The 24,980-nt window shown below is 61.0% G+C and carries 20 protein-coding genes; 13 read left to right on the top strand and 7 right to left on the bottom strand.

Going from position 1 to position 24,980, the window contains the following annotated elements:
- Entirely contained in the window at window positions 1–915 is a 915-nt protein-coding gene (locus PSEUDOMOFG3G_RS22605) for a GDP-mannose 4,6-dehydratase (RefSeq protein WP_139048693.1), read from the bottom strand.
- A gap of 425 nt (window positions 916–1,340) precedes the next feature.
- Here PSEUDOMOFG3G_RS22605 and PSEUDOMOFG3G_RS22600 point away from each other — a divergent pair, with 425 nt between their 5' ends.
- The 7 genes from PSEUDOMOFG3G_RS22600 (at window position 1,341) to PSEUDOMOFG3G_RS22570 (ending at window position 10,592) form a co-directional block, all read left to right on the top strand.
- A complete protein-coding gene (locus tag PSEUDOMOFG3G_RS22600; protein ID WP_139048692.1) occupies window positions 1,341–2,933 on the top strand; it encodes a glycosyltransferase in 1,593 nt (530 codons plus the stop codon).
- Window positions 2,927–4,219, top strand: coding sequence for a glycosyltransferase (locus PSEUDOMOFG3G_RS22595; RefSeq protein ID WP_139048691.1), 1,293 nt, complete (start codon window positions 2,927–2,929; stop codon window positions 4,217–4,219). Before PSEUDOMOFG3G_RS22600 ends, PSEUDOMOFG3G_RS22595 begins: the two co-directional genes overlap by 7 nt.
- A complete protein-coding gene (locus PSEUDOMOFG3G_RS22590) occupies window positions 4,216–5,091 on the top strand; it encodes a bifunctional 2-polyprenyl-6-hydroxyphenol methylase/3-demethylubiquinol 3-O-methyltransferase UbiG (RefSeq protein WP_139048690.1) in 876 nt (291 codons plus the stop codon). The genes PSEUDOMOFG3G_RS22595 and PSEUDOMOFG3G_RS22590 overlap by 4 nt, the downstream gene beginning before the upstream one ends.
- Entirely contained in the window at window positions 5,088–6,242 is a 1,155-nt protein-coding gene (locus PSEUDOMOFG3G_RS22585) for an acyltransferase (RefSeq protein WP_139048689.1), read from the top strand. Before PSEUDOMOFG3G_RS22590 ends, PSEUDOMOFG3G_RS22585 begins: the two co-directional genes overlap by 4 nt.
- Window positions 6,236–7,051, top strand: coding sequence for a class I SAM-dependent methyltransferase (locus PSEUDOMOFG3G_RS22580; protein WP_047226671.1), 816 nt, complete (start codon window positions 6,236–6,238; stop codon window positions 7,049–7,051). The genes PSEUDOMOFG3G_RS22585 and PSEUDOMOFG3G_RS22580 overlap by 7 nt, the downstream gene beginning before the upstream one ends.
- A gap of 78 nt (window positions 7,052–7,129) precedes the next feature.
- Complete coding sequence (locus PSEUDOMOFG3G_RS22575; RefSeq protein WP_139048688.1) at window positions 7,130–8,323, top strand: DUF3142 domain-containing protein; 1,194 nt, start codon at window positions 7,130–7,132, stop codon at window positions 8,321–8,323.
- Window positions 8,310–10,592 (top strand): hypothetical protein, encoded by a 2,283-nt coding sequence (locus PSEUDOMOFG3G_RS22570; protein WP_257220620.1) that lies wholly within the window; start codon window positions 8,310–8,312, stop codon window positions 10,590–10,592. Before PSEUDOMOFG3G_RS22575 ends, PSEUDOMOFG3G_RS22570 begins: the two co-directional genes overlap by 14 nt.
- Here the strand turns inward: PSEUDOMOFG3G_RS22570 and lpdA are convergent.
- Window positions 10,528–11,928, bottom strand: a complete 1,401-nt coding sequence (lpdA, locus tag PSEUDOMOFG3G_RS22565; protein WP_076383184.1) for a dihydrolipoyl dehydrogenase — start codon at window positions 11,926–11,928, stop codon at window positions 10,528–10,530. The two genes, PSEUDOMOFG3G_RS22570 and lpdA, sit on opposite strands and share 65 nt — an antisense overlap.
- 166 nt (window positions 11,929–12,094) lie before the next feature.
- Between lpdA and hflK (PSEUDOMOFG3G_RS22560) the strand changes: the two genes are divergently transcribed.
- The 5 genes from hflK (PSEUDOMOFG3G_RS22560) (at window position 12,095) to cfaB (ending at window position 19,419) form a co-directional block, all read left to right on the top strand.
- Entirely contained in the window at window positions 12,095–14,056 is a 1,962-nt protein-coding gene (hflK, locus tag PSEUDOMOFG3G_RS22560) for a protease modulator HflK (RefSeq protein ID WP_139048687.1), read from the top strand.
- The gene (gene hflC, locus PSEUDOMOFG3G_RS22555) at window positions 14,053–15,090 is read left to right on the top strand and encodes a protease modulator HflC (protein ID WP_139048686.1); all 1,038 of its coding nucleotides are present in this window, start codon (window positions 14,053–14,055) and stop codon (window positions 15,088–15,090) included. The genes hflK (PSEUDOMOFG3G_RS22560) and hflC overlap by 4 nt, the downstream gene beginning before the upstream one ends.
- The gene (gene hflK / locus PSEUDOMOFG3G_RS22550) at window positions 15,087–16,139 is read left to right on the top strand and encodes a protease modulator HflK (protein WP_139048685.1); all 1,053 of its coding nucleotides are present in this window, start codon (window positions 15,087–15,089) and stop codon (window positions 16,137–16,139) included. Before hflC ends, hflK (PSEUDOMOFG3G_RS22550) begins: the two co-directional genes overlap by 4 nt.
- On the top strand, window positions 16,136–18,079 hold the full coding sequence (locus tag PSEUDOMOFG3G_RS22545; protein ID WP_139048684.1) for a cation-translocating P-type ATPase: 1,944 nt from the start codon (window positions 16,136–16,138) through the stop codon (window positions 18,077–18,079). Before hflK (PSEUDOMOFG3G_RS22550) ends, PSEUDOMOFG3G_RS22545 begins: the two co-directional genes overlap by 4 nt.
- A gap of 152 nt (window positions 18,080–18,231) precedes the next feature.
- Window positions 18,232–19,419 (top strand): C17 cyclopropane fatty acid synthase CfaB, encoded by a 1,188-nt coding sequence (gene cfaB, locus PSEUDOMOFG3G_RS22540; protein WP_047226679.1) that lies wholly within the window; start codon window positions 18,232–18,234, stop codon window positions 19,417–19,419.
- Window positions 19,420–19,434: 15 nt separating this feature from the next.
- Here cfaB and cls read toward each other — a convergent pair whose 3' ends face one another.
- Window positions 19,435–20,874: a cardiolipin synthase gene (cls, locus tag PSEUDOMOFG3G_RS22535; protein ID WP_139048683.1), complete on the bottom strand. Its 1,440-nt coding sequence runs from the start codon at window positions 20,872–20,874 to the stop codon at window positions 19,435–19,437.
- Window positions 20,875–21,015: 141 nt separating this feature from the next.
- Between cls and PSEUDOMOFG3G_RS22530 the strand changes: the two genes are divergently transcribed.
- Entirely contained in the window at window positions 21,016–21,537 is a 522-nt protein-coding gene (locus tag PSEUDOMOFG3G_RS22530) for a DUF3617 domain-containing protein (RefSeq protein ID WP_139048682.1), read from the top strand.
- Between the two features lie 105 nt (window positions 21,538–21,642).
- Here the strand turns inward: PSEUDOMOFG3G_RS22530 and PSEUDOMOFG3G_RS22525 are convergent, their stop codons facing one another.
- From PSEUDOMOFG3G_RS22525 to folE2, 4 genes are read right to left on the bottom strand one after another with little or no spacing between them, the layout of a single operon-like run.
- On the bottom strand, window positions 21,643–22,518 hold the full coding sequence (locus tag PSEUDOMOFG3G_RS22525; RefSeq protein ID WP_139048681.1) for a metal ABC transporter substrate-binding protein: 876 nt from the start codon (window positions 22,516–22,518) through the stop codon (window positions 21,643–21,645).
- Window positions 22,519–22,529: 11 nt separating this feature from the next.
- Complete coding sequence (locus PSEUDOMOFG3G_RS22520; RefSeq protein WP_139048680.1) at window positions 22,530–23,396, bottom strand: metal ABC transporter permease; 867 nt, start codon at window positions 23,394–23,396, stop codon at window positions 22,530–22,532.
- Window positions 23,396–24,064, bottom strand: coding sequence for a metal ABC transporter ATP-binding protein (locus PSEUDOMOFG3G_RS22515; protein ID WP_047226684.1), 669 nt, complete (start codon window positions 24,062–24,064; stop codon window positions 23,396–23,398). Before PSEUDOMOFG3G_RS22515 ends, PSEUDOMOFG3G_RS22520 begins: the two co-directional genes overlap by 1 nt.
- Window positions 24,061–24,957: a GTP cyclohydrolase FolE2 gene (gene folE2 / locus PSEUDOMOFG3G_RS22510; RefSeq protein ID WP_047226685.1), complete on the bottom strand. Its 897-nt coding sequence runs from the start codon at window positions 24,955–24,957 to the stop codon at window positions 24,061–24,063. The genes PSEUDOMOFG3G_RS22515 and folE2 overlap by 4 nt, the downstream gene beginning before the upstream one ends.
- Window positions 24,958–24,980 lie beyond the last annotated feature (23 nt).

The raw sequence follows: 24,980 nt of genomic DNA, 5'->3' as shown, positions 1-24,980 counted from the left end.
TCATTCCTGCCGCACCCGTATCTCCCAATCGGACAGAATTGCTCTTAAGGATTGTTGTGTTGTGGTATCAGGTTTCCATCCTGTTATCTGGTGCAGTCTGGCATGGCTGCCACAGACGCGGCGCTGGCTCACTGCGCGCAAGCGCGTAGGATCCTGGGTCAATTGTATTTCTACCTGAGCGATATCTGCGAGCTGCTCAATCAGGCTGCGCACGCTTTGCTCACGGCCCGAACAGATGTTGTAGATCCGGCCAGGTGTTCCTTTCTCCAATAAGGCGAGGTAGGCCAAAACAACATCGTCGACATCAAGGAAGTCGCGGGTGACATCAATATCACCTACGGCGAGTTGGGGGGGTTGCAGTCCCTGTCGGATACGGCAGATCTGTCGGGCGGCGCTCGCGATGACGAAATGTTCCTTCTGCCCGGTTCCGATGTGATTGAACGGGCGTGCGACCACAACAGGCCAACCTTCACTGATTCCCCACTGCAGACTTAACAGTTCTGCTGACAGCTTGCTTACCGCATATGGATTGCATGGGGCTGGGGGCTGTTGTTCGGTAATGGGAAATCCGTCATCACTGACCTGGCCATACACATCACCAGAGCTGACATACAGAAATGTTCCGGTGAACCCCCGGGCCTTGAGGGCCTGGAGAAGATTCAAGGTGCCTAGCAGGTTGATTTGCAGGGTGCGGGCCGGATCGCGAAAGGCTTCGGGAACGAATGTCTGGCCTGCCAGGTGGATCACGGCATCGGGGATCTCGGGCCAGAGACCTTCCAGGGATCTACCGTCTGTCAGGTCATAACGGCTTGGGACGGACATCACCTGCCAACTGGAATTGGGGGCATCCAGGCGAGATTTGATGTGGCGTCCTACGAAACCGCCGAGGCCTGTTACGAACAGACGTTTTTTCAAGCACCAGCCCTCTCGATGCAAACTTCGTCTGGTGCGGATCTGAGTAGGATATTTCCGTAAGTTCGGAGAAATCTATTCGAAAGTCAGCCCAGAGGAAGCGTTTGTTGTAGTTGTTTGGTTGCCAATCTGTGCCAATTTCGAAGCAATTTCAACCATGTAAATCGTGACCGGTCAGTTCTCATATTTATAGCCGGTTTATTCTCATTCGCCTGTTCACGAACCCTTGGTTGATGTGGTTAGAATGCCCCTTGTCACGATCCCTGCGATGTCGATTTCAAGTCGAACCACGGGGCAAGGGCCACTAAAAACAAGAACGAGACGGGTACGCAGACAATCGACGAGCAACGGCCTCCTGGCCGGGCCGGTTCGTGAGTCGACCGTCATGAGGTGGAGTCGCCGGGATGGCCGCTCCATGATGGGATGCCATGAATTTCATTCTTTACTCGGACGTAAACGATCACTCCATCAGCCAGAGCCTCGGCCGCCCTGAGTACAGTTATTACTTCGTGCTCAAGGCTTATCGCCCCGTGCTGGAAAGCCTGGGCCGGGTGCATGTGGTGTCATCGGTCGCCGAGGTCGATCCGCTCTATCAAACGTTGCAGCAGGCGGGGCAGGACTGTCTGTTTCTCTCGTTTTCACCTCCCCACAAGACGCCCGTCGATCTGTTGTGCCCCATGGTCTGCGTGGTGGCCTGGGAATTCGATTCGATTCCGGCCGAGCACTGGGACGACGACCTGCGCCATGACTGGAGCCGCACGCTGGCGCGCCATGGCCGGGTGATTACCCTGTCCAGCCACACGGCCGAGGCGATCCGTCGTACGTTGGGCGAGGATTTCCCGGTGCTGGTCTTGCCCACGCCACTGTGGGAACGCTTCGCTGCGGTTCGTGAGCAATATCCCATCACACCGGTCAATCCGGGCACGGTCTTGCAGATCAAGGGCTGCATCATCGACAGCCGTCCCCTTGGGCTGTCGGCAGATGGCTTGATTGCTCCGCTGATCGAAGAGGCGCCGGTGCAAGCGCTCGTCGAACCACCGGCCCTGACGTGGCGGCGCCGCGTTTTCATCTCCCGACATTACCTGCGCGAAGTGCTGCGCGCCGTAACCGGCAAGGCTGATCAAGGGCCGTTGTGGCTGATCAAGCACAATCTGTTGTGCTGGTATCGCGAAGCGGTTCGCGACTTGGTGCCAGTGCCGGTGCGGGTTTCGGTGAGCCGGGTTGTAAGAGGGCCGGCGGCGCCGGTGCCAGATGTTGTCGAACCGATCCCAGAACCGGCGCCACCGGAACACCCCCAGGCGGCTCTACCGGACACCAGTCTGATGGTGGAAACCCAAGTCAGCGGGGTGGTGTATGTCAGCGTGTTCAACCCCGATGACGGTCGCAAGAACTGGCATCACTTGATCACGGCATTTTGTTGGGCGCTGCGGGACGTCGAGGACGCCACGCTGGTGCTGAAAATGACCCAGAACGACCTGTCGACCTACTACGTCGAGTTGCTCACGCTGCTGTCCCAGCTATCGCCGTTCAGCTGTCGGGTAGTGGTGATGCATGGCTATCTGGAGGACGAGCAATTCGCCCGGTTGTACGGTGCGGCGAGTTTTTACGTCAATGCTTCGCGCTGCGAAGGCTTGTGCCTGCCGCTGATGGAGTTCATGTCTTGCGCGCGCCCGGCCATCGCGCCGGACCACACGGCGATGCGTGACTACATCGATAGCGAGGTGGCCTTTATCGTCAAATCCAGCCATGAACCCACCATCTGGCCGGAAGATTCGCGCATTTTGTACCGCACCCTGCGCCATCGGCCCGACTGGGGATCGCTGAAACTTGCTTACCAACAGAGCTACGCCATGGCCCGGCATCAGCCGCAGGCCTACCAGGCCATGGCGGTGGCGGCGAATGAGCGCATGCGTCGCTATTGTGGTTTTACCCCGGTGCAGCAGCGCCTGGTGGATTTCCTGGCCCCGCAAGGCCGTGCCGAGAATGCGCCGCTGGCCCAGGTGAGTTCCACATCATGCTGATCATCGTTTATTCGGAAACCAATCAGAGCAACATTCTGGCGAACCTCGGCAAACCCGAATACAGCTATTACTTCGTGCTCAAGGAGTTTCGCCCGGTACTGGAGCGGCTGGGACACGTCATTGAAGTGACCCGGCCGGAAGAAGAAGTCGATCAGCTATATGCCGATTGCCTGGGGCGCGGCGAGGATTGTGTCTTCCTGTCCTTTTCCCCGCCCCATCGCACAGATGCCCACTACGCCTGCCCGACGATTCCCGTCTTCGCCTGGGAGTTCAGCACCATCCCGACCGAAAGCTGGCAGGGTGAGCCGCGGCACGACTGGCGGGTGGTCCTTGGCGCGACCGGCATGGCGATTACCCATTCCAGCTTCACCGTCCACGCCGTGCGGGAGGTAATGGGAGCGGACTTCCCCATCGTCGCCATTGCCGCTCCGGTATGGGACCGGTTTTACACGCGCGGTGCGATGCTGGCCCAGCGACCTACGGTCGATCACATGCGCCTGCAGTTGCGCGGGCTGTTGATCGACAGCCGCACCGTCGACTTGCGGCCCTACGGCCCGCCAGCGCACCAGGCCGGTACGGCGCTGGTTTTTGATGCTCCGGCCCAGGATTGCGAGCTGCTTCTGGACGGAGTGGTGTATACGTCGGTCTTCAACCCTTACGATGGACGCAAGAACTGGAAGGACATGATCAGCGCATTTTGCGCGACGTTCCGCGACGTTCCTGACGCAACGCTGGTACTCAAGCTGACCCACCACGACGTCACTGCCGCACTCAACGACATGCTGCACCATGTCTACAAGAACCAGTCATACCGCTGCCGCATCGTGCTGATCCACGGTTACCTGGCGGACGCGGACTATGAGCGGTTGGTGGAGGCCACTCGCTATGTGGTCAACTGCTCTTACGGCGAAGGCCAGTGCTTGCCCCTGATGGAGTTCATGTCCTGCGGTCGGCCGGCAATTGCACCCTTGAACACGGCGATGGCTGATTACATCGACCGCGACAATGCCTTCGTCGTCGAGTGCTCCGAGGAACTGACTGCCTGGCCCCATGACCCGCGTGCAGCGTTTCGAACCCTGCGCTATGTCACCGATTGGGACTCGCTGTGCTCGGCCTATCGCGCCAGCTACGACGCGGCCAAAAACGACCCCGAGCGTTATCGCCGCATGTCGGCCCATGCCGTGCGCAGTCTGGAAACGTTCTGCAGCCAGGCCAACGCCGAGCAGCGTCTGCGGGTGTTTTTTGAACAGGTATTGGAGCGTCGCCGGAACGCGCAGCAGCCATGATCGGGCGGTTGCTGGCGTGGCTCAGGCCGCCCGTCGTACCTGCCGCGCCGCCATCGACTGGCGCCGTGTCGCCCCGTGACGTGGGCCTCTACGATGCAATGCTCGACGGCTGGTTTCTCAACGACAGCGGCGAGCTGCTCAAAGGCTTTGCTATCACCGCCCAGGACACCTTGTTGGACGTTGGTTGCGGGGAGGGCGTGGCGACCTTGTTTGCAGTACGCCAAGGCGCTTCAGTGATTTTTACCGACAGCGAGCACGACAAGGTGCGCAGCCTGGCCCGTCAGGTCGAGGCCCAGACCCGCGCGCCGTTTCTGGGTCTGGTCAGCAATAGCCTGCCGCTGCCGCTGGCCGATGGCTGCGCTGACAAAATCGTGTGCATGGAAGTGCTCGAGCATGTCGACCAACCCGAGCCGTTCTTGGCCGAACTGGTGCGCATGGGCCGGCCAGGGGCGCAGTACCTGCTCAGCGTGCCGGCCCCGGTGGGCGAGCATTTACAGCAGGGCATCGCACCGCCGGGTTACTTCCAGTCTCCCAACCATGTGCAGATTTTCAGTGCCGAACGATTCGCTGCATTGGTGGAGGACGCGGGGCTGGTCATCGAGCATCGCCAGGCCAGCGGCTTTTTCTGGGTCATGGGCATGATTTTTTTCTGGGCCAGTGAACGCGCGGCCGGACGAGCCCTCGAGGGGGCGGTGCGTGACCGGATCCAGGCACCTTACCCGCCGCTGATGGAGAGCTGGGCGACTCTCTGGCAGGGCGTGCTGACACGACCCGATGGCCTGGCGATCAAGCAGGTCCTCGATCAATTCATGCCCAAGAGCCAGGTCATCATTGCCCGCAAACCTGATCCTGCCACCCGGAGCTCAGCATGAGCAGCAAGCGAATCATGGACATCGAGTTGTTGCGCGCCGTTGCGGTGATGGGTGTGCTGTTCCATCACGTACAAGGCATGCCGTTTCCCGGCGGATGGCCGCGTCTGTCGGCTCTTTCCGGTAGCTTCCAACTATGGTGGGGCGTGGATCTGTTCTTCGCGATATCGGGCTTTGTCATTGGCCGCAGTCTGATCCCGCAACTGCGCGGTTGTGACAATTCTCGGCAGTTCTGGGCCACCGCCCGGGAATTCTGGATTCGCCGGGCGTTTCGCCTGCTGCCGTCGGCGTGGCTCTGGTTGCTGCTGATGCTGCTGGCTGCGTTGTTTTTTAATCGTTCCGGTGCGTTTGGCAGTGTGCAAGCCAACGTACAGGCGACCCTGGCCGGTTTTCTGCAATTCGCCAATTTGCGTTTTGCCGATGCATTCATGCGGTATGAATATGGTGCGAGCTTTGTTTACTGGACGCTCTCGCTGGAAGAGCAGTTCTATTTGATTCTGCCGCTGCTGGTGTTCGTCTCGCGCCGGTATCTGGTCTGGGTGTTGCTGGCGGTGGTGCTGGTACAGTTTTTCACCTGGCGTGCGGTATGGCTCTCGGTGATCCGCACCGACGCCCTGGCCCTCGGCGTGCTGCTGTCGATCTGGAGCTTGCGGCACGGGTACGGGCGGTTCGAGCCCAAGTGGCTGCGCTGGCCCGGAGCGGGGATGTTGCTGATCGTCGTTTTGGGGGGCGTGATGGCGTGGATTGCCACTGAACACTTCAATCTGTCGTTCTACCGTCTTGGGGTCATCGCGCTGCTCAGTGCCGTGCTGGTATGGGTGGCCTCCTATGACCGGGACTATCTCCTGCCCCGCAGCCCTTTGAAAACCGCGTTGACCTGGGTTGGCAGCCGCTCCTACGGGATTTATCTGATCCACATCCCGGTGTTTTTCCTGCTGCGCGAGCTGTGGTTTCGTTTCGCCCCGTTGGGGTCGCCGGACGTGGCGAGTGATCCCTGGCTGGCCCTTGCCTGTGCCTTGACGCTGATCGGGCTGTTGAGCGAACTCAACTACCGGATGGTTGAAATGCCCATGCGCCAGCGCGGAGCTCAACTGGTTGAACGCCTGCGTGCCGCCCGTCCCGTCCTTCCCGTCTCTGGAGCCCCTTCATGCTGAGCCTTTTGAAGAAACTCACCACGGGTACGCCCGCGCCCGCAACACCAGCGGCCGACAAGGTCGATCCCTATATGCTCGGGTTGCACGATGCGATGCTCAGCGGCTGGTTCAATCAGCAAACCGGAGAGCTGTTCAGCGGTTTCCCGGTTGCGCCTGAGGACATATTGCTGGACGTTGGCTGCGGCGACGGTGGCAACGTGCATTTTTGTGGCATGCGCGGGGCGAAGATTATCATCGCCGACATCGACGCGGCCAAGGTCGAGGCCACCCGCCAGCGCTTGAGCGACACTCCGGCGCGTGACGTCGAATGCCATGTGACCGACTGCAACCCGCTGCCCATTGCCGATGGTACGGTCACCCGCGTGGTGTCCACGGAAGTCATTGAGCATGTCGACGACCCGGCGCAGTTTCTCGCCGAGCTGGTCCGGGTCGGCCGGCCCGGCGCGCTGTACCTGTTGAGCGTGCCGCACCCCAGCTCCGAAGATCTGCAAAAAGACATCGCCGCGCCGGAGTATTTCCAGAAGCCCAACCACATTCGCATCATCAGTGAAGAGCAGTTCAAGGCGATGGTCAGCGAGGCCGGGCTGGAGGTGTTGAGCCACAGCCAGTACGGTTTCTACTGGTCGATGTGGATGCTGTTGTTCTGGGAAGCGAAAGTCGATTTCAGCAATGCCGACCACCCGTTGCTCAACCATTGGGCCGACACCTGGCAAGCGGTGCTCAATTCGCCACGCGGCGCGCAGATCAAGCAGGCGCTGGACGCGGTGGTGGCCAAGAGTCAGGTGATTATTGCGCGTAAGCCTGGATGACAGGGACTGAGGATGAATTCATTTGTGGCTGGCGCGGGAGGGGTTAATCTGCCAGCCTTTTTTGGGTGCTGAAACTCCATGGCTTTTCTTTTCCGGCTATCGCTGATCCTTGCCGCAGTGCTGTTAAGCGGCTGTGAACAGTCCCCGCCACCGGCTCTCGATCAACAACTCTATGTCTGGCAGCGCCAGTGGACGCCGGCCCACGTGCTGGCGCTCCAACAAAGCCATAAGGATTTTTCCAGCCTGCGCATTCTTGCCTTGCAGGCCTTTCCCCGGGCCGGTTGGAGCCGCGCGCGGATCGATGCGCAACTGCTCAAGGCTGACGGTCGACCGCTGATCGCAGTGATACGCCTGGACGGTCAGCTCAAATTTCTGGATCAGGACGATGTGATCGCGCAGATCCAGCAGTTGCTGAGCGACTGGCAAGCGCAAGGCCTGGCCCCAGTAGGGATCGAGATCGACCACGACGCCGGTAGTGCGCGACTGCCTGCCTATGGCGCATTTTTGAACCGCTTGCGGCAAGCCCTGCCCGCCACGCTGGGGCTGAGCATCACGGCATTACCTGCCTGGCTCGACAGCCCTGCGTTGCCAGGGCTGCTGCGGACGGTGGACAGCAGCGTGTTGCAGGTCCACGCGGTCAGTGATCCCCGGCAGGGGCTGTTCGACCCGAAACAGGCTTTGCGCTGGGCCGAACGCTGGAGCGGTGTTACCACGCGACCGTTCTATCTGGCCCTGCCAGCCTACGGCATGGCGCTGTTGACTCAGGACAGTGGTGTGCCGGTGGTTGAAAGCGAAGTGCCGATCGATCAAGGCGGCGAGCGTCGTGAGCTGCTGGCCGACCCGCAGCAAGTGGCCGGGCTGGTGGCAGAACTGCGGGCCGACCCGCCGACACATCTGGCCGGGCTGATCTGGTTTCGCCTGCCGCTGGCGGATGACCGACGTGCCTGGAGCTTGACCACCCTCGGTGCCGTTGCGCGGGGAGACCGCCTGGATAGTCGCCTGGCCTTGCGTGTGCGTGAACAGGACGGGCTTTACGATATTGCGTTGGTTAACCAGGGCAATCTCGACAGTCCCTGGCCGCAACGCCTGACCTTGGTCGTTGGTGCCTGCGACGGTGCCGATGCGCTGGCGGGGTACACGTTGCAACAAACTCCCGGACTGCTTACCTTCACCCGCATTCAGGAAGGCCGCCTGGCCGCCGGCGCCCAGCGTGCCGTTGGCTGGGCGCGCTGTACGAAAATTGACCAAGGAGGTTTCAATGTCCACCCGTAAGTGGCCCAGTCGTCTGCTCTGTCTGAGCCTCAGCCTGCCGTTGGGCCAGGTGCTGGCCTGCGGACCGGATTTCCCGATGCGCCTGCTGGATAACCGCAGCCAATCGCTGGCGGATTTGCCCGAAGGCAGCTTTCGCTTCGAGATCAGTCGCCTCGGCCACGCCATAGCCGGGCTCAAGTCGGCCACCGATGCGACGGCCAACCCGGATCAGCGTTATGGTGATGTGCCTGCCTACGTCGAACAACGCAACAAGGCCGAACGGCTTGGCCTGACCCCGCCGCAGCAAGCGGTGGTGGAGCGGGTGCGGGCGCTGACCGACGTTCAGCAGGTCACCACCGAAGCGGCGAATCTGCCTGCCGAACTGCGGTTGTACGCGATCGGCGCGACAGCCTTCAACGCCGGCGAGCATGCGCTGGCGGTCGATTCGTTCCGTCAGTTGCTCGCGTTGCCATCGCAAGAGCGCCGGTTGCGCAGCACATGGGCCGCGTATTCCCTGGGACGAGCCTTGTTCGCCATGAGCAGCGAGGCGGGCAACGGTGAACCGGCCGTATTGCTGGAGCAGGCTCAAGAGGCGTTCCGTCAGGCTCGTCAGTTGAGCATCAGTGGTTTCAGTGACCCGTTGGAGCTGGGTGTCGCCAGCCTCGGCGAAGAAGCCCGGGTTGCCTACACCCGTGACGATTGGAACAGTGCCATTGAACTCTACGCCAGCCAGAACCGGCTGGGCTCCGAGGTCGGCTACAGTTCGTTGAAACAATTGGTCGGTGATCTGAGCGAGCTGCCGGACGAGCAGTTGATGCGCCAGCTCAAAGGCAAAGCAGTGCAGCAACTGCTCACCGCTTCGTTGCTCAGCCGTATCGGTTGGTCATTCGGTGAGCAACCGGCCGGCGAGAAGCGGCTGGTCAAGTTGCTGCAAGCCAGCACCCGTGACAGTCTCGATAATGCCGATCGTCTGGCGGCGGTGAATTATCAGCAAGGCGATTATGTCGCCGCCAAGGCGGTCCTGGAAAAGGCTGGGGATAGCGGGCTGGCCTGGTGGCTGCGGGCCAAACTGGCGGTGCGCGAGGGTGACAAAGGCGCCGCGGCGGCGGCCTATGCCAAAGCCGCCCAGGCGTTTCCCAAAGACGAGTCGTGGGGCGAGCGACGCACGCCGGATTGGAATTACGAGTCCGTGCAACCCAAGTGCCGGGTCGAAGGCGAAAGCGCGATCCTGGCCTTGCAACGGGGCGATTACCTTCAAGCCTTCGATCAGCTCTACCGTAGCCAGAGCATTTATTGGTATGACGCCGCTACGGTCGCTGAGCGGGTGCTGACCGTCGACGAACTCAAGCAGTACGTCGATGCTCAAGTCCCGGCGGTGCCGCCGTTGAGCCAGCAGGATCGCGACAATTACGTGCAACTGCCGGTGGCCGCGAACCTGCGCAATCTGCTGGGGCGTCGCTTGCTCCGAGAAGGACGCTACGACGAGGCGCCGGACTACTTCGACAACGTCGAGCTACAGAACCAGGCCCGAGCGTATGGGCAGTTGCGCCAGGAGGCCGAGTCCAGGTGGTGGCCCACTCGACGGGCCGAGGCGTATTTCAATGCATCCTGGTTCGCGCGTACCCACGGTATGGAACTGCTCGGTTACGAGATGGCGCCGGACTACGCCACCTTTGGCGGCAACTATAGCCTTGAACCCGCCGACCTGAAGGTTGGACCGCTGATCAGCGAAGGCGAGTGGCAACGCCAGCAGGCCAGCGCCGCGCAACCGGACGCGCGTTATCATTACCGTTTTGTCGCCACGGCGTTGGCGAGCCAGGCGGCCGACAACCTGCCCCATACCAGCCATGCGTTTGCGGCGGTGCTGTGCGCCGCGGTGGGGTACAACTCCAGTCTGGCGGAGCAACGTGCGTTGTATCAACGTTATGTGCAGCATGGCCCTTACGTGGAGTGGGCCTGGGATTTTGGCCGCCACTGCCCTTATCCTGATTTTCGTAACGCGGACAAACGCTACGTGACCCAGGCGCTGGAGCCGATTCGTTCGGTGTTGCGGCCCTATAAGGTTTGGCTGCAAATAGCCGGTGGCCTGCTGGTGGTGGCGCTGGGGCTGGGATTGATCAGCCGTCGACAGCGCAAGGCCCGGATTTGGCTCGTTAAGCTTTGTAGACATCCAGATACGCGGGGAGCAAGCCTTGCTCCCCGCGTGTTGTGGATAAGTTCACGCATTACATCTGTGTCGCCATCCCTTCGACATTCATCGCCGCCTGGCGCAAGGCTTCCGAGCGGGTAGGGTGCGGATGGCAAGTCAGCGCGATGTCCTGGGCTGAGGCGCTGAACTCCATGGCGACGCAGTATTCCCCGATCATCTCGCTGACGCTTGGCCCCACCAGGTGTACGCCGAGGATTTCATCGGTCCGTTCATCGGCCAGTACTTTGGCGAAACCTTCGGTCTCGTGGTTGATCTTGGCCCGGCTGTTGGCCGTGAACGGAAACTTCCCGACCTTGTAGGCGCGGCCTTCAGCCTTGAGCTGTTCTTCGGTCTTGCCGACGCTGGCCAGTTCTGGACGGGTGTAGATAACGTTGGGGATCAGGTCATAGTTGACCTCGCCGGCCTTGCCGACGATCTGTTCGATGCAGGCCATGGCCTCGTCTTCCGCCTTGTGGGCCAGCATCGGACCGGATGTCACGTCGCCGATCACCCACACGCCGGGCGCTTCGGTGCGGTGGCCCTTGTTGGCGAGCAGGCCGCGTTTGTCGGTGCTGAGGCCGACGTTCTCAAGCCCCAGCCCCTGGGTATACGGCCGACGGCCAATGGCGACCAGCACATAATCTGCATCCAAGAGCTGCGTCTCGCCGCCCGCTGCAGGCTCAACCTGCAATTGCACGCCGCTGGCCGAAGACGTGGCGCCGGTGACTTTGGAACTCAGTTTGAACTGGATGCCTTGTTTGCCCAGGGCCCGTTGCAAGGTCTTGCCGGCCTCGCCATCCACGCCAGGACAGACGCGATCGAGGTATTCCACCACCGTGACCTCAGCGCCCAGGCGCCGCCAGACCGAACCTAGTTCGAGGCCGATGACGCCTGCGCCGATCACCACCAGATGACGCGGCACTTCACTCAAGGACAATGCACCGGTGGAGTCGAGGATGCGCTGGTTATCGATCGCCACACCCGGCAGGGGAGTGGGCTCGGAACCGGTGGCGATGACGATGTCCTTGGCGCTCAGTGTGGTCTTGCCGCCGTCTTCACCAGTGACCGTCACTTTGCCGGGCCCGTCGATGTGGCCCCAGCCCTTGATCCATTCGACCTTGTTCTTGCGAAACAGGAACTCGATACCCTTGGTCAGGCCTGCCACGCTCTCGTCCTTCTGCTTCATCATTTGAGCGAGGTTGAGGGTGGGGCTGACTTCGATGCCCAGATTGGCGAATGGCGTTCCCATGGCCGCTTCGTACAGCTCCGAGGCGTGGAGCAATGCTTTGGAGGGCATGCAACCGACGTTCAGGCAGGTGCCGCCCAAGGTGGCTCGGCCCTCGACACAGGCGGCCTTCAAGCCCAACTGTCCGGCGCGAATCGCCGCGTTATACCCACCGGGGCCACCGCCCAGAATGATCACGTCGTAGTTGCTCATGGCGCTTCTCCCGCTCTGCTTGAGAAAAATTATGATCGTAATATGTGCGTTCTCGAATATCTCGGTCAAGGGCCAGGGTCGAGAATTTGCAAGAAGGTGCTCAAACATAAATTTCACAAGAGTCGTTATAAGGTAACGATATGTAACAGAGCCGCGTCGGGGTGGTATGCAAATCGATCTTGATGTCGAGGGGGCAGAGGTAGCCCAGTTGCCGCGGTTCCAGCAGGCGCTCTTTCAGGGGCGTCGCTTGAGGCGGATCGCCTTCGGGTTGGGTGGCGTAGCGGGCATGGGTCTGGTGGTGGCGTTTTTCATCGGGTTGTTCTCGCCGCAGTCGATGTGGCCGCCGCTGCTGGTCAGTCAAAGTGCCGGAGTATGGGTGCTGGTGGCGGGTCTGCAATCGGCCTGGTGGATCACCCAGTGGCGGGGCATGGCGCTGATGCCGGTTATGGATATCCCGGTTTCTGAAACCCCGCCAGTGGATGACCATGGCTGGTATGAGCGCCTGCTGGATCGAATCAGTGTCCGTTGGATCGCCCTGCTCAAGCACATCGGCGGCCCCACATTGTGGCTGCTCGGTTGGGCACTCCTGGTGCTGTTCAGTCTGGAGCAAACCTGGAACCTGGAATTACCTGCGACCGAGCTCGGCGTGTCGGCCAGTGTGGGAGCGGTGCTCTCTTTGCTGCTGGCGTTCGGGTTGTTGGTATTGGAGCGTCAGTGGGTCCAGCAATCCCCTCAGCAATGGCCGGAGGCCCAGGCGCTGGCTCAGCTGACCCGGGTGGCGATTGTCGTACTGGTGCTGGGCGCCTTGTGCGTGCTGTTCGCCGCACAAACGTCCATCTGGCCGGTGCGCCTGGCCGTGCTGATGGGGGTGCTGCCGGCTCTGGTGGCGGCGGAATTGTTACTGCGCGCATTGCTGTCGTTGTTCAGCCCGCGCCGGGATTCCCTGGAGCCATCATTGCTGGGCCGAAGTGTCATCGCCGAGTTGCTGCGCTGGCCGCCACAGCCGTTGTCGGCGCTGCAACATGAGCTGCACAGTCATTTCGGTATCGACTTGCGTCAGATCTGGGCGTTCAACTACATGCGTCGCGCCTTTTTGCCGGTGCTGGCGCTAGTGTCCTTGGTGGGGTGGCTGCTGACTGGTGTGCATGAGGTTGCGTTGCAAGGGCGGGGCATCTACGAGCGCTTTGGTAAACCGGTGGAAGTATTCGGCCCTGGCCTGCAAGTCGGCTTGCCGTGGCCGTTGGGCAGGGTGTTGAACGTCGAGAACGGCGTCGTGCATGAACTGGCCACCAGCGTCGGCGGCAACCGGATGGTTACCGAGGCTGATTCAGCGGAAGGACCGGCACCCGCGGCTGCCAATCGATTGTGGGACGCCAGTCATGTGAACGAAAAATCCCAAGTCATTGCCAGCCGCCGAGCCGACCAGCAGAGCTTCCAGATCGTCAATATGGACGTACGTTTCATTTATCGCATCGGCCTTACCGACGCGGCGGCACTGGCGGCCACCTACAACAGTGCCGATGTGCCCGCGCTGATCGGCAGCACCGCCAGCCGCGTTCTGGTGCATGAGTTCGCCTCGCGGACGCTCGATGGTTTGCTGGGTGTCGATCGGGTCAGTCTGGCGGATGAAATCGGCCGTGCAGTACAGGCTGACTTGCAGAGGCTCGACAGCGGTGTGGAAATTCTGGCAACGGTGGTCGAAGCGATTCATCCGCCGGCCGGCGCCGCCAATGCCTATCACGGCGTGCAAGCGGCGCAGATTGGCGCCCAGGCCCTGATCGCCCGGGAGCGTGGTGCCGCAGCGCAGCAGACTAACCAGGCGCAGTTGCAAGCCAGCATCGTCCATGACCAGGCTCAAGCCACCGCCCGAGAAATCAATGCGACCGCCCAAGCCGCCGACTTGCGCTTCAACGCCGAACGCCAAGCCTACGCAACGGCTGGCCATGCTTTTGTGCTGGAGCAATATCTCAGCCAGCTAAGCCAGGGACTTGGCAATGCAAAGCTGCTGATTCTCGATCATCGCCTGGGGGCTGGGAGCAACGCACCCACCCTCGATTTGCGTACGTTCACGCTGCCGGCGGATCCCGCGTCGCCGCCTAACCCGGTCCAGCCAGGAGCTGCCCATTGAGCCAGTCTTCTTCACATGATCACCATGATCATCCCGGTCACGCTCATGCCGGCCACCACCATCACCATGGGCATCATCACCATCATGACGATCCACATGTGGCCGGCCCGTTTCCTTGGGACCGGATGGGCTGGGCGGCGCTGCTGGTGGCGTTTGCTATCGCTGCCGCCAGCCTGGTGCAAGTGCGCTCGGGAGAGGCGACGGTCATTACCCGTTTCGGCAATCCGGCGCGGGTGCTGCTGCAACCAGGTTTGAACTGGCGCTGGCCGGCACCGTTCGAAGCGGCGATCCCGGTGGACCTGCGATTACGCACCACCTCCAGCGGGCTGCAGGACGTGGGTACCCGCGACGGATTGCGGATCATTGTTCAGGCCTACGTCGCGTGGCAGGTGCAGGGTGACCCGCAAAACGTTCAGCGCTTTATGCGTGCGGTGCAGAATCAACCGGATGAAGCTGCACGGCAGATTCGCACGTTCGTTGGTTCAGCCTTGGAAACCACCGCCGCCAGTTTTGATTTGGCCAGCTTGGTCAATACCGATGCCAGCCAGGTGCGCATCGCCGATTTCGAAGCTCAGTTGCGGCAGCAGATTGATCAACAATTGCTCAGCACCTACGGCGTTCGGGTGCTGCAAGTTGGCATCGAGCGCTTGACCTTACCGTCGGTGACGCTGGCTGCGACGGTGGACCGCATGCGCGCTGAGCGTGAAACCATTGCTACTGAGCGCACCGCCATTGGCAAGCGTGAAGCGGCGCAGATTCGTTCTGCCGCAGAGCGTGGTGCGAGGATTCTTCAGGCCGATGCAAAGGTGAAAGCGGCTGAGATCGAGGCGCAGTCCCGTGTTGAAGCTGCCGGGATCTATAGCAAGGCATACGCCGGGTCCCCCCAGCTCTACAACCTTCTGCGCTCTCTGGACACCTTGGGAACAATTGTTTCCCCAGGTACGAAACTGATTTTGCGCACCGACGCTGCACCGTTTCGCGCCTTGGTAGAGGGCCCACCATCCGTGGAACGTTTAGGTGGAACACGGCCATGAGTTTGGTTCCACGTGGAACAAATACCTCCGTCAGTCCCTGGATTCAGGCCGGACGGCTAGCCTTTCTGGCGCTCTATGCCGTCACGGTTTTAGCCGCGCTGGCCTGGGCATTTTCAAATGTGCGACAGATTGATCCGCAGAGTCGCGCGGTGATCCTGCGCTTCGGCGCCCTGGATCGAGTCCAGAGTGCCGGCCTGTTGCTTGCTTGGCCTCGTCCGGTGGAACACGTGATCTTGCTGCCGGCGGCGGATCGGGTCCTGGAGCGGCGGGTGGAAAACCTGCTGCGTTCGGATGCGGCTTTGCAGGCTGACCGCGTCGCCAGTTTTGCCTCACCGGTCAGCGATGCGCTGGCCGGTTCTGGCTATCTATTGACCGGTGACGCGGGAGTGGTGCAGTTGGATGTGCGGGTGTTCTACAAAGTCAGCGAGCCCTATGCCTTCGTTGTACAGGGCGAGCATGTGTTGCCGGCGCTGGACCGGTTGGTCACCCGCAGCGCCATAAGCCTTACTGCAGCACGGGACCTGGATACGATTCTCGTGGCTCGTCCCGAATTGATCGGTCGCGATAACCAGGCGGCCGAACGTCGTGAACGCTTGCGCAGTGATCTGCTCCAGGGCATCAATCGACGCTTGGCCGATCTTGCCGCGACAGGGCAGGGGCTAGGGATCGAGGTGGTGCGCGTCGATGTGCAATCGAGCCTTCCGGGCCCTGCGGTGGGTGCGTTCAATGCGGTATTGACCGCTAGCCAGCAGGTGGACAAAACCGTGGCGAACGCCCGCACCGAAGCCGAGAAACTGACCCAGACCGCCCGCGAGGACGCCGACCGTGCCCTTCAGATTGCCCATGCTCAGGCCAGTGAACGGCTCGCCAAAGCCTCGGCTGACACTGCCACGGTCCTCAGTCTGGCGAAGACTCAGGAGAGCGATCCTCAGATGTTGCTACGTCTTTATCGTGAACGTATCCCCGGGATTCTTCGCCAAGCCGGTTCAGTGACAACGGTCGATCCGCAAGACGATTCCCGCCTGATCATTCAGGGAGCTGAGCAATGAACGCCGAAACCCTCACCGCGTCCATGTTGTCTTCCAGCGAACAGCGTACGGTTGCGCGGCAACTGACGCTGGCGATGATTGCCCTCGGTCTGCTCGCGTTGGGTCTGGTATGGCGCGGGTGGGCGCCGGAGCAGAACGCTGTCAGCCAACTACTGTGGGGGGCGGCCTCCGTGCTGGTGGCTGTACCGGTGATGCGTTCGGCCTGGTACAGCTTGCGATATCCGAGCCTGCATGGCGTCACCGATCAACTGATTGCCCTGGCCATGCTCGGCGCTTGGGCCACGGGGGATTTGCTGACGGCTGCGCTGTTGCCGATCATCATGACCTTTGGTCACGTGCTGGAGGAGCGCAGCGTCCTCGGTTCCCAGGAAGCCATCGATGCCCTCGCCCAACTGACCCGAAGCCAGGGGCGCAAGGTTCAGGCCGACGGCTCGATAATTGAAGTCGACAACGCCACGCTCCAACCCGGCGATGTGGTGGAGGTGCGCGCCGGTGATCGGGTGCCGGTGGATGGTCGGGTCCTGTCTGGCCAGGCCAGTCTCGACACCGCGCCCATTACGGGTGAATCGGTGCCGTTGGAGGCGCTGGTGGGCACTGAGGTTTTTGGGGGCGCGATCAACCTCGATGGCCTGCTACGCCTGGAAGTGACTCGCACGGGGGATGAGTCGACGCTGGGCAGAGTCATTGCCCTGATGCAAAACGCCGAGCGTTCCAAGCCGCCCATCACCCGGTTGCTTGAACGGTACGCCGCCAGCTATCTGGTGCTGGTGTTGCTGTTGGCGGCGGTGACCTGGTTCGTTACAAACGACGCCCAGGCGATGCTGGCGGTGTTGGTGGCAGCGTGTCCTTGCGCACTGGTCCTGTCAGCTCCGGCGACGGCGGTTGCCGGCATCGCAGTCGCGGCGCGTCATGGAATCCTGATCCGTAGTGCGGCCTTCCTGGAGGAACTGGCGGACCTGACCTCGCTGGTCGTCGACAAAACGGGCACGCTCACCCACGGCATCCTTCGCCTGCAATCCATCGACAGCGTCCGCGAGCATGAATCCTTTCTGCTGCCATTGGCCGCCAGCCTTGGTTCGGCCAGCAGCCATCCGGTCAGTCGTGCGTTGGCTGGGTTGGTGGCGCCGGAAAAATATCTGCCGCTGACCGAAATCCACGAACACCAAGGGTTGGGTGTGGTGGCGATGACCGACCAAGGTGAGGCGGCTCTTGGTCGGGCTGAGTTGTTCGCCCGGTTGGGGATCGAGACTTCGCCGATCCCTGACCATGACGGACCTATTGCCGGCCTGGCCTTGGGGGGAACGTTCATCGCCTGGCTGTTGTTGGCCGACAGCACCAAGCCGGAAGCGCGCCAGGCCATGGCTGAGTTGCGGGCGCTGGGCCTGGGGCGCCAGTTGTTGCTGACCGGGGACCGCCAGAGCGTAGCCAACAGACTGGCGCGGGAAATCGGTATTGGCGAAGTGCAGGCTCACGCTTTGCCTGAAGACAAACTTAAACGGGTCATGGCCGAGATCGACCACGGCTTGCGACCCATGGTGGTGGGGGATGGCATCAATGATTCCCTGGCGCTCAAGGCCGGAGTAGTGGGCATAGCGATGGGGGCGGGTGGCTCGGACATCGCGCTTGCGTCGGCGGACATTGTATTGATCGGCAGTGACCTGCGCCGCCTCGGCACCTGCGTGCGCCTGAGTCGTCGATGCAGGCGCACGTTGCAGGTCAACGTGATCATCGGGTTGGGCTGGACGCTGGCGATCATCGCTTTCGCCGCATTCGGTTGGCTTGGCGCGGCTGGGGCGATGATCGCGGCATTGCTGCATAACGTGAGCACGTTGCTGGTCTTGGGCAATGCCGGGCGTCTTTTGCGGTTTCAGGAACCGTTGTTGAAAATCGAGACCCTCGACCAAAGGGGAATTTCGGCGAACTGTAGGCCATACTCATAGTCAGCTACGCAGAGGGTGTACCCCTTCAGGGAGTTACTGGTTAGAACAGTAGATGTGGAAGGCGATAGAAAAAGGCTATAAATTCGATAGCCTGCTATTTTTCTAGGATGGTCTACCCTCATTTCAGTCGTCTGAAACAAGGGGGATATCTCATGCTCGCGCAACTTCCACCGGCCTTACAGAATCTGCATTTACCGCTTCGGCTGCGGCTCTGGGACGGCCATGAGTTTACGTTGGGTGCCGACCCCAGCGTCACGATCGTGGTCAAGGACCCACAAATGGTCGCGCAATTCACCCACCCCAGTCTGAACGCGCTGGGTGCGGCGTTTGTAGAAGGCAAGCTGGAACTCGAAGGTTCGATCAACGAAGTCATTCGCGTCTGTGATGAACTGAGTCAGGCGCTGATGGAAGACGATGGCGCGAATCAACCCGTGCGTTCAGTTCATGACAAGGAAACCGACGCCAAAGCGATTTCCTATCATTACGACCTTTCCAACGCGTTCTATCAGCTGTGGCTCGACAGCGACATGGCTTATTCCTGTGCCTATTTCGAGACCGGTAGCGAAACCCTCGAACAAGCCCAGCAAGCCAAATTCCGCCATCTGTGTCGCAAACTGCGTCTGCAACCCGGTGATTATCTGCTGGATGTGGGGTGCGGATGGGGTGGTTTGGCCCGTTACGCTGCCCGGGAATTCGGCGCCAGGGTCTTCGGCATTACCCTCAGCCAGGCGCAACTGACCCTCGCTCGGGAACGGGTCAAGGCGCAGGGGCTGGAGGATCAAGTGGAGTTGCAGTTGCTCGACTATCGGGACCTGCCCCAGGACGGTCGCTTCGACAAGGTGGTCAGCGTCGGCATGTTCGAGCACGTTGGCCATGCCAATCTCCAGCAGTACTGCAAAACGCTTTTCGGCGCGGTTCGCGAGGGTGGCTTGGTGATGAACCATGGCATCACCGCCAAGCACACTGATGGCCGCCCGGTCGGACGTGGCGCGGGCGAATTCATTGAGAAGTATGTGTTCCCCAACGGCGAGTTGCCGCACCTGTCGATGATTTCCGCCCAGATCAGCGAAGCGGGGTTGGAGATTGTCGATGTGGAAAGCCTGCGCATGCATTACGCCCGCACGCTCGATCATTGGAGTGAGCGGCTGGAAGACAATCTTGAGGCCGCCGCCAAAGAAGTGCCGGAGCAAGCGCTGCGGATCTGGCGGCTTTATCTGGCCGGATGCGCCTACGCGTTCGCCAAGGGGTGGATCAACCTGCACCAGATCCTGGCGGTGAAGACGCACGCCGATGGCAGCCATGAATTGCCCTGGACTCGCGACGACATCTATACCCCTTGATCAGATGTGTGCCACTTAGAGTATCGGGGAAATAAGCCGGGCGATCCGCATGCCGATCTTCTGCAGGCGGTGGGTCTCCCGGCTTTCCTGTTTGTCTATTTCCAGCGCTTGGGCGAAGTCGTCCTCGAGCATCTGCTCGACCTGGGCGGCGAACGAAATATCCACGGTCAGTAGCATCACCTCGAAGTTGAGCCGGAACGAACGATTGTCCAGGTTGGCACTGCCGATGGCGCTGATTTCCCGGTCAATCAGCACGACTTTCTGGTGCAGGAAGCCCGGCTCATAACGAAACACCCGCACGCCGGCCCGTACGGCTTCGAATGCGTACAGGCTCGACGCCGCGTAAACGACCTTATGGTCCGGGCGTGAGGGCAGCAAGATGCGCACGTCTACCCCGCGCAATACCGCCAGGCGCAACGCAGCGAATACCGCTTCATCAGGAATGAAGTACGGCGTGGTGATCCAGATACGTTCGCTGGCCGCATGGATCGCTTCGACAAAAAACAGTGAACAGGTTTCGTACGCGTCGGCCGGGCCGCTGGCCAGTAACTGGCAGAGCACGCCATCATCCGGGTACGCGTCCGGCAGGATGAGCGGCGGCAATGAGCGGGCCGCCCAGAACCAGTCTTCAGCAAACGACTCTTGCATGCTCGCCACGACGGGCCCGCGTACTTCCACATGGGTATCGCGCCATGGCGCCAAGGGCGGCTTTTCACCCATGTACTCATCGCCCACGTTATGGCCGCCAACGAAACCCAAGACGCCGTCCACCGCGACGATTTTGCGATGGTTGCGAAAATTGACCTGGAATCGGTTGAGCCAGCCGCTACGGGTGGCGAAGGCTTTGACATGGACCCCGCCATCACGCAAAGCCTGGACGTAGCGGTGGGGCAGGGAATGGCTGCCAATGCGGTCATACAGCAGATACACCGCAACACCTTCGGCGGCTTTCTTCAGGAGCAGCGCTTTTAGACGTTGACCGAGACGGTCGTCGTGGATGATGAAAAACTGAATCAGCACGGCTTCCCGGGCCCTCTCAATGGCCTCGAAAATCGCCTCGAATGTGGCGAAGCCATTGATGAGCAAGCGCACCTGGTTGTTCGCCAGGCACGGCGTGCGGCCCAGCTTGGGCATCGCCCGTAACGAGGCGTAGGCCTCAGAGGCGCGGGCGGCGAGGGCTTCTTCGACCCATGGCCGCCAGTTCAGCTCGGAAACCGCTTTGCGCATTTCTTCGTTGGCTTGCCGGCGCGCCTTGATATAGCCGTCGAACGTGCTCCGGCCGAAAACCAGATAGGGAATCAATGTCAGGTAGGGGATAAATACCAACGACAGGGCCCAGGCGATGGAACCCTGAGCGGTGCGCACCGTAAGCACCGCGTGAACGGCGGCGATGGAACCCAGAGTGTGAAGCAGTGCGATCAGGTAACCGAAAACATGCGGGCCGAAGTAATCCATGGGGCAGCCTTGCTCCTGAAGTTTCAATGCTTAACAGACCATGTTCCACGACGGATGTCGCTAATTAATTCACTCCTGCCGAGCCTGAACCGAAGCCTGTGGGAGACGTCTAACGGCCACCTGTCCTCTGGAGTGCTTGTGATGAAAGTTTGTCTGCTGGGTTTGGCCCTGACGGTTGGTTTGTCGGTTTCTGTGGCGGCTCAGGCGCAGATGCTTCAACCAGGGTTGTGGGAACTGACTACAAGCAATATGAAGGTCGACAACCAGAATCTGCCGGACCTGCAACTGATTCTTGGCCAACTGCAAAACCAGATAACCCCGGAGCAACGGGCGATGCTGGAAAAGCAGGGCATCACCATGGGTGGCAAGGGTATTCGCGTATGCCTCACCCCGGAGCAGGTCCAGACCAATGACATTCCGCTGCAAGACCCGCAATCGGGGTGCAAGCAGCAGATCACCGAGCGCACCGGCAATCAGTGGAAGTTTCGTTTCAGTTGTCCGAAAGCCCAAGGCAATGGGGTGGCAACATTCCAGAGTGATCGGGAATTCACTACGGCGGTGAACGGCACATTCAATGCCACCGGCATCCAGCAGAACGGCAGCCTGGACACTCGCGCCGTGTGGCTGGGGCAGGATTGCGGGACGGTCAAGCCGAGGGCTTGAATCCAGCTCTGGCGTACATGACCTGGTTGATCTGTGGCAGCAAGGCTCGTGCGCGTCGCGAGCAAGCTTTGCTCCCACGAAAGTTCGTTCAAGGACGCTTGCAAATCATGGCCGGCGCAACGCGTCGTACAACGTATTCAGGTTGTACTCGAACAATCCGATGAAGGTACTGGCCGGTCCGCTGGCCGCCAGCGCATCGGAGTACAGCGTGCCGCCGATGTGCGCACCGCTTTCAGCCGCTATCTGCTTGAGCAGGCGCGCGTCCTTGATGTTCTCCATGAACACGGCTTTTACTTTCGCTTGGCGTATCTGGGTAATCAGCGCCGCGACATCGGCGGCCGAGGGCTCCCGTTCAGTGGACAGCCCCTGGGGCGCGATAAACTCAATGCCATAGGCCTGTCCCAGGTAGCCGAAGGCATCGTGGGACGTCACGATCCTGCAATTGCCCGGTGGCAAGGCACCAAGCTTGGCCTTGGCATCGGCGAGCAGCGCATAGATCTTTTTCAGATACGCCTGGCTGTTACGTTCGTAGTCGACCCTGTGGGCCGGGTCGGCGGCTTCCAGCGCCTTGGTGATGTTCCTGACGTACAGCTCGGCGTTTGCCAGGTTATGCCAGGCATGCGGGTCGGGGACGGTCTCGCCCTCTTCATCCAGCGAACGAGGAATAACGCCGCGACTGGCGCTGATCACCGGTGCGCTGGTTTCGGTGCTGGTGACCAGGCGATCCAGCCACGGTTCAAAACCCAGACCATTCTTGATGATCAGTTTGGCGCTGAGCAACGCCTTGGCGTCGTCTGGGGTGGGTTCGTAAGTGTGAGCATCCGCGTCCGGCCCCACCAGGTTGGTGATCTGGATATGCTCGCCGCCGACCTCTTGGGTCATGTCGGCAAGGATGCTGAAGCTGGTCACCACTTGGAGCTTTTCGGCGGCAGACGTGGAGAAGGACACCATCAGACTGAACAGCACGAGCAGAACGCGCATCGGGAAACACCTCATTGGGATGTGAGTAAAGGCGGGCGACGCAGCAAACCGTGCACCGGACCGAACACTACGGACAGCAGATACAACGCGCCCGCCACCAGCACGATGGCCGGCCCGCTGGGTAGCGAGAAGTGGAATGACAACAGCAGTCCGAGCCACACCGACACACATCCAAACAGCGCCGCGACTCCCATCAGAACCGGCAAACGACGGCTCCAGAATCGTGAAGCGGCAGCCGGCAACATCATCAAACCGACCACCATCAGTGCGCCGATGGCCTGGAAGCCGATGACCAGGTTCAGCACGACCAAGGTCAGAAATACGCCATGGGCCAGAGGGCCCAGCCGGCTGACGGTTTGCAGGAAAAGAGGGTCCAGGGTGTCGAGCAACAGCGGTCGGTAAATCAGCGCCATGGCGAGCAGGCTGCCCCCCGAAACCCAGAGCATGCCGGTAAGTGTCGGGCCATCTACCGCCAGCGCGGAGCCGAACAACAGGTGCAGCAAGTCCAGGCGTTTGCCGGCCATACCAAGAATCAACACACCGGCGGCCAGGGAAATGGGATAGATCGCCGCAAGGCTGGCGTCTTCCCGCAGACCGGTGCGACGGGTAATCCAGGCTGCCACCCCGGCCATGCTCAAGCCTGCACCGAGTCCGCCCAGCGTCAGGGCTGGCAGGCTCAGCCCGGCGAACCAGAAACCCAGTGCGGCTCCGGGCAAGATGCCATGAGCGACGGCGTCGCCTATCAGGCTCATGCGTCGCAGAATCAAAAACACCCCAAGCGGTGCCGTGCTGCACGCCAATACCAGGCCGCCCAGCAGCGCCCGGCGCATGAAGACAAATTCCTGAAAGGGTTGCCAGAGGTGGGTGGCCGCGAGCATCAGGCCACCTGCGTGAGGGGTTGTTGGGTAATCAAATCGACACTGCGGCCCAGCGTGCAACCAGCCTGGCTGACCAATAGTGTATGAGGAATATGTTGGCGCACCGCAGCGAGATCATGACAAACCACCACCAGGGTGCGGCCTTCGGCATGCCAGCCGTGAAGGTGTTTCCACAGTAGCGCCTGGCCTTGTTCGTCGAGGGCGGCGTGGGGTTCGTCGAGCAACAACAGGGGCGCTTCGGCCAGACTCAAACGGGCGAGAAGGGCGCGTTGCAGCTCGCCTCCCGACAACGCCATCAACGAGCGATGCTCCAAGCCATCCAACGCCCAGTCTTGCAGTACGGCTTTCAAGCGATGGCGGCGCATCGCTGGCGTGTGTCTGCTCCCCCAGGATCCCGCCGCCACCAACTCTTGCAAGCTGATTGGAAATTGCCGATCCAGATGTTGCTGTTGCGCCAGAAACGAGACGCTGCCGCGACGTGGAACATCCAGCACGACTTTGCCGGATAGGGGTTTTTGCAGGCCCGCCAGCACTTTCAGCAGGCTGCTTTTGCCCGCACCGTTGGCTCCGACGATGGCCGTCAGGCTTCCCGCCGGCCGCTCTATGTTCAACGGGGGTGTGAGGGGGTGGCCCGGGGCGCCCCAGCGCAATGACTGGCAACGAATCACAGTGCCTCCCTGACCCAACGGCTTTGTGCCACAGCGTCATGGGCATGCAAACTTTCGGCGTGCACCACTCGCACATCGAGGGAGGCGATATCGGGGGATCGCCTCAAAGCCATGCTCAGCCGCCGCGCGGCGTCTTCACAGAACATTAGGTTTTGACCATTGGCGAGGGCGAAGGCTTGTTCGTCTGCCCGTTTCACGGCGGTTTGTACGGCCGTGCCGAGGGCTGCTTCGGCTTCGTTGATGAGCGACAGCAGCGGCAATTCGTCGACGTCGCTGTTCAGTCTCAGCTTCACCGTGGCCGTGCTGCGTTGACTGTGAGGCGTGGCGAGGATGCCTTTTGATGAGCCTAGCCAGGCCAGGACTCCGGCGTGCTCGAGCGCTTTATTGGCAAAGTCGTCTACAAATTGCTGCTGGATTAACTGACGAGCGAGCGCGGCCGAGCAAGGGCAGGTGGACGAGTAGGCAATCTGAATGGTCAGTTCCACGTGGAACACATCATTTTTCAGGTGGGCCTCGATGCTGACCGGATAGCGCTTCCAGCCAGCCAATGGGCTGACTAGCGCAGGGCGCTTGAACAGTAGATCGGTACAAATGCTCAGCGAGGCGGCGTCGGACAGACCGGCGTGACTGTCGAGGAATTGCTGGAGGATTCGGCGTAACAGCATGGGAGACAGCGCTGCGCTTTCGAGCAGCTCCAGCGCCAGGTACAAGCGTGACATATGGATGCCTCGGGCTTCACCGTCGTCAAGGCTGACACCGGCATCAGCGATCGCGTTAAGACGCTGACCGTCGATCAATACGGGTACCGCGATGCCGCACATGCCTACCCAGTCAAGGGGCAAGGCCTGGCGCGAAGCCTGCGCGGCAACGTCCGGCAGAGTGAACGCATTCATATTCAAGGTCCGTCATAGGTACA

The organism is Pseudomonas sp. FG-3G, assembly GCF_901007645.1.
In the GTDB taxonomy this organism is placed as follows: Bacteria; Pseudomonadota; Gammaproteobacteria; order Pseudomonadales; family Pseudomonadaceae; genus Aquipseudomonas; species Aquipseudomonas rhizophila.
Note: the sequence above shows the minus strand (reverse complement) of the source record. Positions and strands in the feature narration are given on the sequence as shown.